The following is a 12,846-nucleotide window of genomic DNA, read 5'->3' as shown; positions in this document are numbered from 1 at the left end:
TCCGCTGTTTTAGCTTTTAAATAGACGGCGGACTTTCGCTTCAACATATATAAATGATCAAAATCCTATCGTAACACCATTGGCAATGATAGCATCTTTTTTCACAACAACGATGCCGTCACAGATCATATGCGTATCAAAATCGCCATCATTCAAGCCCGGTCCACCAATGATACGAACGTCATCTCCAATACGGCAGTTCTTATCCAAAATAGCATTTTCAATATAACAACGTTTACCCACGCCTACCGGTGGTGGCTTTTGTGTATTTCCCAATTCCAATACTTCTTCCAATTGCTCATAGTAATCTGTTCCCATCATGTAGGTCGATTTAATAACCGTCCCTTCACCAATACGGGAACGTATCCCAATAACAGACCTCTCCAGTTTATCTCCATTTAAAATACATCCATCGGCAATTACCGTATTATTCAAGGTTGTCCCCGAAATTTTCGAAGGTGGAAGCATCCGCGCACGTGTATACACGGTTTCATTAAACAGGTTGAAATCCGGAATGTCATCCGTTAATCCGATATTGGCATCAAAAAAGGATTTGATGGTTCCGATATCGGTCCAATAACCATCAAATTGATAACTTAACACGCGAAGTGCTTCAATGGCATCCGGTATAATTTCCTTGCCAAAATCCATCCCGGGGTTGGCAATTAAAAGGTTGCGCAAGATGTTTTTTGAGAAAACATAAATCCCCATGGATGCCAGATAATGTCTTCCCTGCTTATGCAAAACCTCGGAGACCTCTGAGGTCCAATTTAATACTTCATCCTTATCGGGCTTTTCAACAAAAGCGGTAATTTCATTTGCTTCATTCGCTTTTAAAATACCAAATCCTGTAGCATCCTTACCATTGACTGGTATAGTCGCAATGGTAACATCCCCCCCATTTTCAACATGGAAGTCAATCAGCTTCGAATAATCCATTTGGTATAACTGATCACCAGACAAGACAAGAATGTAGTCGTAATCTACATTCAGGAGATGTTTCTGCGTTCGCCTAACGGCATCAGCCGTACCCTCAAACCAACGATCGCCCTCATTGGTCTGCTCAGCAGCCAAGATGTCAACAAAGCCCTTACTGAAAATGCTGAAATTGTAAGAATTTTTGATGTGTGTGTTCAAAGAGGCTGAATTGAACTGCGTCAGTACGAAGATCTTATTATAGCCAGAATTCAAACAGTTCGAAATCGGAATATCGACCAAACGATATTTTCCAGCTATTGGAACCGCTGGTTTCGACCGTTGCTGTGTCAATGGGAAAAGGCGCGACCCTCGACCTCCTCCCAATACAAGGGAAACTACTTTGTGTATCATACCTCAATCCATTAATTGGTTATAAAATTGTTATCTTCAAGAACAAGGACCTGATCAGGTTTAGTCTCGAGATTCTTTAAATTCAGGTTTAAGAATCCTTATTAAATTAGCAATTTTCCGGATAAGAAGCAAACAACAATTTTAATCAATGATTCTTTTCACAAAAAAGTAATTCTAGAAAAACGAGCAGAAACATGCTTAATTTTAACCGATTAAAAGGCGATGATGACAAGTCCGTGTCTCCCATAGGTTTAATATCCAAATAGACCACTGAATAAAAAAAGGCAGTAGATATAGCCAACAAGTAATAGGTTAACACCTATTTGCGGATATTTCTTTTGGGTAAATAACCATAGTATCTCAATAAAGGCATAAATGGACAACGGTGCTGCAAGACTGACGGTCATAAAATAGAGTAAATATCCAGCCCCCAAAGCATCATTTTGTTGTTTAAGAATCAAATATGGGACAAGAAGTAGCAGAAAGGCGATACAGACTACAGAAAATCGAATAAAAAAATGTCGTTTTAGTTTTCGATCCCCTTTAAGAGGTTTATACATAAACAGTGTTGAGCCCGAATATAGAGTGATAACAACAAATAACCGATATAGTGATGCGCGCTCTCCAAACCATTCCAATCTTGATTAGCGTAGGCAAGACCAACAATTAGAAATAAAACAATAAATAAAACTACTTTAATATAATTCATCTAAAAACATGAGGGGATTATCCCTACTAGAGTAATTGAACGCTATAAATTTTAATATCGTATGGAATACAAGTGAATTTCAAGATTTCTCTCCAATACGACATCTTGCCAATCGAACTTTGACCACAATAGTCCAAATCAACTAAATAAAATCAACTTCCGAGCGGGTAGCTAAAAGCAATTTTCAGCAAAGAGAAGCACCCTATTAACCTAATATTTATGTAAATTGCTAAAGCATATAGAACAAAACAGCTATGAATTCTTCACTATTGGATGGAAACTATTGGGATGAACGTTATAAGAACAAAGCAACAGGCTGGGATATTGGTTATGCCTCTCCTGCTATTATCAACTATGCAGCGGAGTCTATTGCGAAAGATGCCTCTATTCTAATTCCCGGTTGTGGAAATGCTTATGAAGCAAAGGCTCTACTTGACATGGGGTTCCATCAAATTACCTTACTTGATATCGCTCCGACCCTTGTTGCGAAGGTAAGAAAGGAGTTTGCCAATAGCCCTCAGATCCAAATTTTATGTCAAGATTTTTTCCAGCACCTGGGTCAGTACGACTATATAATTGAGCAAACATTTTTTTGTGCACTGGATCCTTCATTACGCCCCAGCTACGTACAACAAATGCATACTTTGCTCAAGCAGCAGGGTATTCTGACGGGTTTATTGTTCAAACGGGATTTTGCGCAACAAGGACCACCTTTCGGTGGAGATCAAACGGAATATCAACAATTATTCGCATCGCAATTTGACATTTTACAGCTGACAGATTCAACCAACAGTATTCCCCAAAGACAGGGAAATGAACTTTTTTTTGAGCTGCGCAAAAAAGAGTCTACTTGCCCGGCATGACCCGATAGGTTGGATCTTCCATGATATTGACCTTCACAATGCCCGCAGCATTTTTTAACAAAGAGCGACAATCTTCACTGAGGTGCCACAATTCGATTTTTTTCCCTTGTGCAGCGTAGCGTTCGGTAATTTTGTTGAGTGCATCCACGGCGGACATATCCACCACACGACTTTCCTTAAAATCTAAAATCACGCGCTCGGGATCTTCCAAAACATCAAATTTATCCAAAAAATTAGCTGTCGAACCAAAGAAAAGAGGGCCATAGATTTCATAATGCTTGATGCCCTCGGCATCCAAATATTTTCTTGCCCGAATGCGCTTCGCATTATCCCAGGCAAATACAAGTGCGGATACCACTACACCAATAAGCACCGCAAGTGCCAAATTATGTAAAACCACGGTAATTCCGGCGACAATAATCCCAACGAAAATATCTGATTTGGGAAATTTATTCACAATCCGTAGGCTCACCCATTGGAAGGTTCCAATGGCTACCATCATCATCACACCGACCAACGCGGCCATGGGTATCTGCTCAATAAAAGGAGCACCTACCAAAATAATCACTAAGATGGTCATCGCTCCAATAAAAGAAGAAAGCCGCGTGCGTGCACCAGCATTTAAATTGACCAGTGTTTGAGCAACCATGGCACATCCACCCATTCCCCCAAAAAATCCATTGATTGTATTGGCTATCCCCTGTGCCATGGATTCGCGGTTTGCATTTCCTTTACTCGCCGTTATTTCGTCCACCATGTTCAGTGTCAAAAGCGACTCCACCAACCCTACTCCAGCCATCACCAAAGAATACGGAAAAATCAGTTGCAATGTTTCCCAGCTCAGGGGTACATTAGGTAAATGTAGATGTGGCAATGTCCCACTAACAGAGGCAATATCTACTACTTTTTTGGTATCAATACCTAAAAGAGAAACCAGGCCAAATACAACCAAAATAGCGATTAAAGAGGCTGGAACAGCCTTCGTTATCCGCGGAAATCCAATCACAATCAACATCGTCAGCAGAGTCAATCCCCCCATGATGTATAAGGTACTTCCCGACATCCACTCCGCCCCCTGCCCGGTATTCACCTTAAATTGGACTACTTGAGCCATAAAAATGATAATGGCCAGTCCGTTTAAAAAACCGTACATAACAGGCTGTGGAATCAAGCGCACAAATTTCCCCCATTTAAAAAGCCCGACTAAAAATTGCAGGAGCCCCGCCAAGACGACCGCAGCAAACAGGTAATCAATACCGTGACTTGCCGCCAGGGCCATCAATACAACCACTGTTGCGCCAGCACCTCCAGATACCATCCCTGGCCTACCTCCCAAAACGGAAGTGATCAAACCCATTAAAAATGCTGCGTAAAGTCCGGTCAAGGGTGGTAGCCCGGCTAAAATTGCAAATGAGAGTGATTCCGGAATCATTGTCATTGCGACCGTTAATCCTGCAAACAACTCATTCTTAAGATTAATCGATTTTATATTGAATATTTCAAAGGTATTGTTCATTTTTGAATTACTAGAACAGGATAATTGCCGCAAAGGTACTAATCACACAAACACTTTTCCCCTATATTTGTTATTCTTTACAAATTTTATCGCAAAACAGTATGTTCATTTCGATCAAACAACGCATTAACCAACGTCATTATAGTCTCTTAATATGTATCTTTTTGTTGCTTGTCCAGCTCGGGAGTATAGGGCCTAGTAAGGCTGCATTCCTACCAGCTAGAGAATCCTTAATGACTTCAGATAGCCTATTTCGAGCGAAACCTGTCGAAAAATATCCCATGTACCACGATGGGCAACCACGACATTGGAACAATCATCTTATCAACGTAAAACAAACAGACAGTCTATTCGATTACCAAAAGAAGAACTTCTTAAGGGCGGGAATTGAGTGGTTTTCCATCCAAGCTATTCCTGCTTCGGTTAATTACTTCATTCGAAAAGATCCTGTTTCGCATATTTCCTTTAAAAACTTCTTTAGCCATTTAAAACTGTCTGCCTGGACCTGGGACGACAATCTCTTTGCAACAAATCAAATAGCGCATCCTTATCACGGTCAGTTTTATTTTAATTCGTTCCGATCCAACAACTACAGTTTTCTACAATCGACAGCAGCAACCGTAGCTGGTAGCTATATCTGGGAAACTGCAGGTGAAACAGAACCACCATCCATCAATGATATCATCAACACAAGTTTTGGTGGTACTATTTTAGGTGAAATGACCCATAGACTATCGCATCATATTCTTTCGCGCCCGAGTCTGACCAAAGGACAACGTAATAAAAAAGAACTATTGGCCATGCTGATCAATCCGATAAACGGGCTCAACCGTCTGCTCGACGGGCGCTGGGGAGATAAGGTAAAAGGTGCGGTGGTCGACAGTTCTTTAGTACACACCGAAGTTGAATTGGGGCTAAGACGGTTTGATGCCAAGGAACATGATATCTTGAATAAAGGAAAGAATGATATCTATGCGCGTATCAAACTGATTTACACCAACGATGATCTAGACAAAAAGAAACCCTTTGATGACTTCTTTCTCAATTTGGAACTTGGATCAGATGATAGTTCCATCGTCAATGCGGTCAATGTGTATGCCTCGTTATACGGTAACCGTATTTTATCCAATTTAACGGGACGTCACCGTGGTATTGTGTCTGCGCATTTCGACTTTCTACGCAATGAAGCTTTTTATTACGGATCACAGAGCATCAATTACAATGTTTTTTCAAACTTCAATATTGGTAGCCGTACCAAGCTGACAACCATCCTTGGTGGTGGTCCAGTGGTATTGGCCGCTGTACCCGATCCTTATCTCCATTTTGGTGAAAGCCGTACATACGATTATGGCCCCGGGGCCGATGTTAGGGCTTCAGCCACATTGAGCACATTAAACCGCTTTAAATTTGGTGTAGATTATCGTGGCGGATATTTTGTCACAATCAGTGGCAACAAATCCCACCATTTTCTACACGCGGTATCCACGAGTGCTTCAATGCGTATCTGGAAAAATTTTGGTGTCAACCTTTACTCCGGTTACTTTAGATTGGAAGGTCATTATCAAGACCATAACAATGTCAACAAAGACTATCCTTTTGTCCGGATAGCACTAGCCTACAACTCTGAATACTAGCTATAAAAAAAGGCTTAACTAAATGAGTTAAGCCTTTTTGATTAATTTGCCCAATATTTCTTTAACGCTTCCTTCAAACGCGGATCATAACCATATATATCCGGATACGTAACAAGTTTCCCTTCGTCATCCAACCAGGTTGTATAATAGGTGATATAAACTGGCATCTGCCGTTTAAGTGTTACCCAACGTGATTTTGAGATCGAATCTGTCGTAATTTCTTTTGCAATTTTTTCGGCCTGTTTTTCATTATTGACAAGGTAAGACGCCAAATCAACGGGTTTTTCAACACGCACACAACCATGGCTCACTGCGCGATTGCTCTGCCCAAACATTTGTTTTGCAGGCGTATCGTGCAGATAAATGGAATAGGGGTTCTCAAACAAAAACTTCACATTCCCCAATGAATTATCCGAACCAGGATTTTGTTTAAAACGAAAATTCTCCACAGAATCCGAATTCCAGTTGACCGTTGCAGGGTCCACTTGTTTACCTTTGTAGTAGGCTACCATATTACGCGAAGCCAGATAGTTTGGATTATTTCGAACGCTTGACAATAACTCTTTCTTGACAATACTGCTTGGAATATTCCATACAGGATTTACTTGCATGGCATCCAACACCCCTTGCATGACAGGCGTCTCGTGATTCTCACCTTTCCGCGTATAGGCGGGATTATCAGTTTCACCTACACACACATTCATCAGTTGACTTGTCTTCCCTTCTTCCATAATATGTAACCGTTGTTCAGGTATGTTCACAAATACATATTTCTCCGGAAAAGCATCTCCCATCCAGCGCAATTTTTCCAATACCATTAACACCTGGCTTCGTTGTGCACTGTTTAGGTTCCCGTTTTCCAATAGATCCTGAAACCTGGTGTAATACTGATTTTTAGGTTGGATATCGGTCAACACAGTTCCAATTTTTACACTATCCAGCATTTGTACAACTTTGCCATAGCTCATACGCTTTTGAGGAACGAAATATCGTCCATAAAGGCGTTTGGGGTTGACCACACCATATTTTATGCTGCTAATATAAGCCACCAGCCCATCAGTACTCAATAAGTCAAGTTTGGCCAATAAGGGATAAACTTCAGCAACATCTTTGGTTTTCAGTTTTCGAAGCGAAGATAATGTTTCCTTAATCGCAGCCGTATGGAAATAACTAGTTCGAATACCATGCGCATCGCTTCGTTCAAAGTACGTTAACATGGTGTCGATACTACCGTCAAAAAGGTGTTCGGCAATTAAAGTCATCCCTTCAGTAGAATCCGATAATTCCTTCATCCAGCTCGGATTAACCAATTGAGGTTTTTCCTTGCCATACACTTCACGGAAGACTTTTACATAAGCTGCTGTGTCAAAATCCTTATAGGACTTATTTTCAAACTCTTTCGCCAACACATCGCCATAAGTCGGAGGATTATCTTTACAAGAAAAAAATACTACTGAAACAAATGAAATAAAAACTAAAAATCGTAACATATTACAAATCGTGAAAAAGAAATGGCTTCGCAATAATGAAGCCATTTTCTGAGGACAAAGATAAATAATTCTTATTGTCTAAAGAATCTTACCTGTCATTGAATCACTACAGAATCAATCACTGTATTTTTCCAGGAAATCTTCCAGCAATTCCACCATATCGGTATTACCCAAAAAAGCTGCTGATCGCTGGTGCAAAGTTTTTGGCTCAATATCTAGTATACGCTGAGATCCATTCGAAGCTTTACCCCCTGCCTGCTCAATGATGAAGGCAATTGGATTGCACTCATACATCAATCTTAGCTTACCATTAGGGTGCGCAGAAGTCGTTGGATAAAGAAAGATGCCCCCTTTGAGGAGATTGCGGTGTATATCGGCGACCATTGAGCCGATATACCGCGATGCATAGGGGCGTTGCGTTGCACTGTCCTCCATTTGGCAATATTTGATATATTGCTTAACGCCGTTTGGAAATTTGGAATAATTTCCTTCGTTAATCGAATAAATTTGACCCGAAGCCGGAATTTTCATATCAGGATGGGATAAACAAAACTCGCCGATCGAAGGATCCAATGTGAATCCGTTTACGCCCTTTCCCGTTGTGTACACCAACATGGTTGAACTACCATAGATTACATAACCTGCAGCGACCTGTTTCGTTCCATGCTGTAAAATATCATTGCTATTACAAGAAACACCCGTATCAGAAATTCGTCGATAAATGGAAAAAATCGTCCCCACAGATACGTTAACATCGATATTGCTTGAGCCATCCAGCGGGTCAATACACACAATATATTTCGCATTTTTGGAAACCCCGGATTGGATATACACTGGATTTTCATGTTCCTCTGAGGCAACTACACAGCATTCTCCCCCACTTTGAAGCGCTTTGATAAACTGCTCATCGGCATAAACATCCAGTTTCTTTTGTCCCTCGCCCTGCACATTGACCTGGCCTGCATCGCCTAAAATATCAACCAATCCCGCTTTATTAACCTCTCTATTTACAATTTTTGCTGCGATTCCAATATCGCGCAGTAGTCTAGAAAGCTCCCCTTTAGCATACGGAAAATCGGCCTGTTTTTCAATGATAAATTGACCTAGTGTAGTTATACCACTCATAATGTTGTTTTATTGGATATTTGTTGCACAAAGCTAAAAAAGTTAAACAAACTTTAGCAAATACATCCTTCTCATATTTAGCATTTTAGCAGACTAAATACGCAATCGATTGCGCTATGTTTTGAAAACTCTTCTTTGCTAAAACGATTATTAGCTATTAAAAAAATAATAAAAGGTTGAAAGCAGTGGATAAATTTCAAATAGCAACGATTAGAAAAAAAACAATAAATGCTAAGTATTTGGTAATTTTGGCTAAATATTCTGATACAATGCAACAACTAATACAACTCATCGAAAAGGAAAAATTAGGCAATCAGCCGGCAACACAGCACACGTTGATCATCGACGATAAGCAAGTGATTCACGGTGCTCTTTTCCTAGTAAAAACCGCCCGAAAAACATTTAAATTGATGGTCCCGGCGCCTTTTCACGAAGCAGTTCTGAAAGAACAAGTAACCATCAATACATTGATAAAACATCCCCAAGTAATGCTACTGGCTTAATCAAAGGGAAATTCCCCTATCCCATACCTATCCCCAGAGCAAACAAAACATAGTTCGGTTGTGTTTAACATAGCGTAGTTTCGCTGTTTTTTTTACACCATATTTCGTTTCCGGAAGACTATAACGCTGGTTCGACCTAGAAAATGAGAGCAAACCGGAAGCACATATTATCAACGGGAAATTTTACAAGAAAACCCGGTAAAAGTGTAAAAATCACCTCGATATAACGTTTAACTTTAGGCAACAAAGACAACGCTATGCAACACCACTATACACTTTCGGGAATGTCCTGTGATGGATGTAGAACCACAATCGAACATGCATTGAATGAGCTTCCTGGGGTTCATGCCGAGGTAACTTTAAACCCGCCAAGCATGACAGTAACATCCCAGAAACATATTCCGTTACAGCAATTACAGGAAATAATATCAAAATTAGGTCCTTATCAACTCAGCGAAATACATAAGCATCAGGGTGATCTACAGTCCGATCAACACATTGTAGCACAAGCTTCGGAGAGATATGGCTGCCCCATGCATTGCGAAGGTGAAAAAACGTACAGCCAGCCAGGAAATTGTCCGATTTGTGGTATGCATTTGGTGAAGCTCGATGCAGAAACAGCAATTAAAAATAAGCTGCATACTGAGCATGCAGCGACCTTGCATATCCAACACGAACAGCAACACAATCATTCCGCTCAGTCAAATGCCACGGTACATCAATCACAGACAATATCTACACCTGACAAAGCACATGGTCATACGTCTGCTGATCAATACTATTGTCCGATGCATTGTGAGGGAGACAAACGCTATAATGAACCCGGAAACTGTCCGGTATGCGGCATGAATCTGGAAAAGGTACCCATGTTAAAGACAGATCTTCAATATACCTGTCCTATGCATCCTGAGATTGTACAAGATCATCCTGGAAATTGCCCTATATGCGGTATGGACCTTGTGCCTATTGCCAATGGGAATGATGAGGCCGACGATCACACATATCGTGATCTACGCATGAAATTATGGGTCTCTATCCTATTTACGGTCCCGATCTTTATACTTTCCATGGGTGAAATGCTTCCCGGTAATCCAATAGGTAAAATCATTTCGCCGAGTTGGTCTGGTTGGGTTCAGCTGGCTTTATCCCTGCCGGTTGTTTTTTATACCTGTTGGTCTTTTTTTCAACGGGGCTGGGTATCTTTCAAAACCTGGCGCCTTAATATGTTTAGCCTGATTGCACTTGGTGCTGGAGCTGCGTTTGTCTATAGTTTGGTTGGCCTATTTTTTCCGCAGGTATTCCCTGCTGAATTAAAAAATCACCATGGCTACATTGCACTTTACTTCGAATCCGTTACCGTCATATTGACTTTGGTATTATTAGGCCAGGTGATGGAGGCCAAAGCACATTCCAAAACCAATTCGGCAATCAAAGAGCTGATCAAGCTGAGCCCTTCCGAAGCTACGCGCGTGGAAAATGGAATAGATAAAAAGATCGGCATAGATCAAATTCAACTCGGAGATATACTCAAAGTAAAACCCGGGGACAAAATCCCCGTTGACGGACAGATTACGGATGGCAACAGTAACATTGATGAATCCATGCTGACGGGTGAACCTATTCCCGTAGAAAAGCAAACAGGAGATCATGTCAGTTCAGGAACAATCAATGGCGACCGCAGTTTCCTCATGAAAGCAGAGCGTATCGGTTCGGACACACTACTGGCTCAGATCATTCAACTCGTCAATGATGCGAGCAGAAGCAAGGCACCCATTCAACGATTAACGGATAAAGTATCCGAGATATTTGTCCCGATTGTCATCATTATTGCAATTTTGACATTTCTTACCTGGTGGCTTTGGGTTCCTTCCGCTTCCTTAGCATTCGGCTTTGCCAATGCACTTGCCGTACTTATTGTCGCCTGCCCCTGTGCCTTGGGACTCGCTACACCGATGTCTGTCATGGTGGGTGTCGGCAAAGGGGCCAAACATGGGATCCTGATCAAAGATGCAAGTGCGCTGGAAAAAATGAACCAAGTGGATGTGGTTCTAACAGACAAAACAGGTACCATCACCGAAGGAAAACCCACCGTTGATGATATTCAGCCAAACTCTTCCAGCAGCAAAGACGAGATATTATCTTTGGCTGCCGCTTTAAACGCCAATAGCACACATCCATTAGGTCATGCTATTATTGAAAGGGCAAAAAAGGAAAATAGTAAAACGGACCTTGCAGTTTCCGATTTTGAAAATGTTGCCGGGCAAGGAATCAAGGGAAATATAGCTGGACATAGCATAGCACTGGGCAATCAATTGTTGATGGAGTCTATCGGCATAACAATTCCTCATGATATGAAGCAGATGGCCGAAACTGCTCAATCCCATGGAAAGACGGTATCCTTCCTTGCAAAAGACAGTAGCTTATTGGGGTATTTTAGTATTTCAGATCAAATAAAAGCCTCTTCGAAGCGTGCAATCCAATATCTTATACAGCATAAAGTCGATGTCGTTATGCTGACGGGAGATAATATCCATACGGCAAGGGCTGTGGCGGATCAAGTTGGCATCAAGCATTTCAAAGCCAATGCCTTGCCCAAAGATAAATTGCAGGAAATTCATGCGTTACAGCAAAAAGGACATGTGGTGGCTATGGCTGGTGATGGTATCAATGATGCCCCTGCCCTTGCTCAAGCCGATATCGGCATTGCCATAGGCACAGGGACCGATGTTGCCATACAAAGCGCTTCACTCACTTTGCTGAAAGGAGACCTTATCGGAATAGCCAAAGCAAAGGTACTGAGCCAAAAACTACTCCGTAATATTAAGGAGAACCTGGGTTTTGCTTTCGTCTATAATATACTCGGGATTCCATTGGCTGCCGGACTTCTATATCCTTCTTTCGGAATTCTCCTGTCCCCGATGATTGCTGCCGCTGCAATGAGTTTCAGCTCCGTTTCGGTTATCTTGAATTCTTTACGCTTAAATCGTGCAAAGATCGATATCGATTAAAAACAGATATTCCCTATATTCGCTGTTAGAATAACGACATATAGTTTACAGTAACATGCGTAATATCTTTTTAATCTTGATAACGGTTATCATCACAGTTGTGTGTGTCAAAAATCCGCAATCGGTGCAGCTCAATTTTCTCGGGGAATCACAAGTGGCACTATGGAAGCTATTATTGGTCTTTTTTATTGCAGGAATTGTATTTGTATCCCTATTGAAAATCGGAAAAAAGAAACAGCGGGCGTATGAAGAGGAAGAAATAGACGAATCGGAAGAAGAAAACAGCGACAGAAAGTCCCAATTATCGGATGAAGACCGGGAATTTCTATCCTAAACAAAAAAAATAAATCACTAAAAATGAAGCCCTAAACGGCCTTAGCGCATTTTTATCGCACAAATACTTGCGTGGAATAGGGATTAACCCTATCTTTGCATCACTTCAAACAAGGAACGGTAGTTCAAAAACAAAGAAGTAAGATTCCGTAGCTCAGCTGGTAGAGCAATACACTTTTAATGTATGGGTCCTGGGTTCGAATCCCAGCGGGATCACAAAAGAAAAGCTAATCGAAAGATTAGCTTTTCTTGTTTTAAGACTATTAGGATTCGAAAGAAGGGTCGGGATCAAGCTGAAGGATCAAGCTGAATTCGGATCAAGCTGAATTCTTGGGG

At 41.2% G+C, this 12,846-nt stretch carries 10 protein-coding genes and 1 tRNA gene; 6 read left to right on the top strand and 5 right to left on the bottom strand.

Annotated elements, in window-relative coordinates:
• Positions 1–57: 57 nt before the first annotated feature.
• A complete protein-coding gene (locus B2O97_RS02000) occupies positions 58–1,329 on the bottom strand; it encodes a glucose-1-phosphate adenylyltransferase (RefSeq protein ID WP_145327434.1) in 1,272 nt (423 codons plus the stop codon).
• 251 nt (positions 1,330–1,580) lie between these two features.
• Positions 1,581–1,889 carry a hypothetical protein gene (locus B2O97_RS01995; protein ID WP_286766852.1) on the bottom strand — a complete coding sequence of 103 codons (309 nt, stop codon included), beginning with the start codon at positions 1,887–1,889 and terminating at the stop codon, positions 1,581–1,583.
• A 403-nt stretch (positions 1,890–2,292) separates the two neighbouring features.
• Here B2O97_RS01995 and B2O97_RS01990 point away from each other — a divergent pair, with 403 nt between their 5' ends.
• On the top strand, positions 2,293–2,901 hold the full coding sequence (locus B2O97_RS01990) for a methyltransferase domain-containing protein (protein WP_286766851.1): 609 nt from the start codon (positions 2,293–2,295) through the stop codon (positions 2,899–2,901).
• Here B2O97_RS01990 and B2O97_RS01985 read toward each other — a convergent pair.
• Positions 2,885–4,417, bottom strand: a complete 1,533-nt coding sequence (locus B2O97_RS01985) for a SulP family inorganic anion transporter (protein WP_182332664.1) — start codon at positions 4,415–4,417, stop codon at positions 2,885–2,887. The genes B2O97_RS01990 and B2O97_RS01985 overlap by 17 nt on opposite strands.
• Positions 4,418–4,518: 101 nt before the next feature.
• Here B2O97_RS01985 and B2O97_RS01980 point away from each other — a divergent pair, with 101 nt between their 5' ends.
• The gene (locus B2O97_RS01980) at positions 4,519–6,051 is read left to right on the top strand and encodes a DUF3943 domain-containing protein (protein WP_286766850.1); all 1,533 of its coding nucleotides are present in this window, start codon (positions 4,519–4,521) and stop codon (positions 6,049–6,051) included.
• A 41-nt stretch (positions 6,052–6,092) separates the two neighbouring features.
• Here B2O97_RS01980 and B2O97_RS01975 read toward each other — a convergent pair whose 3' ends face one another.
• Both B2O97_RS01975 and fbp read right to left on the bottom strand, forming a co-directional pair.
• Entirely contained in the window at positions 6,093–7,541 is a 1,449-nt protein-coding gene (locus B2O97_RS01975; RefSeq protein WP_286766849.1) for a L,D-transpeptidase family protein, read from the bottom strand.
• Between the two features lie 114 nt (positions 7,542–7,655).
• Entirely contained in the window at positions 7,656–8,666 is a 1,011-nt protein-coding gene (gene fbp, locus B2O97_RS01970; RefSeq protein WP_075992033.1) for a class 1 fructose-bisphosphatase, read from the bottom strand.
• A 269-nt stretch (positions 8,667–8,935) separates the two neighbouring features.
• On the opposite strand from fbp, the gene B2O97_RS01965 reads away from it, so the two are divergent.
• From B2O97_RS01965 to B2O97_RS01950, 4 genes are all read left to right on the top strand, one after another.
• Complete coding sequence (locus B2O97_RS01965) at positions 8,936–9,169, top strand: hypothetical protein (RefSeq protein WP_286766848.1); 234 nt, start codon at positions 8,936–8,938, stop codon at positions 9,167–9,169.
• Between the two features lie 257 nt (positions 9,170–9,426).
• Positions 9,427–12,177, top strand: coding sequence for a heavy metal translocating P-type ATPase (locus B2O97_RS01960; protein ID WP_286766847.1), 2,751 nt, complete (start codon positions 9,427–9,429; stop codon positions 12,175–12,177).
• 55 nt (positions 12,178–12,232) lie between these two features.
• Entirely contained in the window at positions 12,233–12,511 is a 279-nt protein-coding gene (locus tag B2O97_RS01955) for a lipopolysaccharide assembly protein LapA domain-containing protein (protein WP_286766846.1), read from the top strand.
• Between the two features lie 142 nt (positions 12,512–12,653).
• Positions 12,654–12,726, top strand: a tRNA-Lys gene (locus B2O97_RS01950).
• Positions 12,727–12,846: the final 120 nt, after the last annotated feature.

Source organism: Sphingobacterium sp. UBA865, assembly GCF_002295765.1.
GTDB classification, from domain to species: domain Bacteria; phylum Bacteroidota; class Bacteroidia; order Sphingobacteriales; family Sphingobacteriaceae; genus Sphingobacterium; species Sphingobacterium multivorum.
Note: the sequence above shows the minus strand (reverse complement) of the source record. Positions and strands in the feature narration are given on the sequence as shown.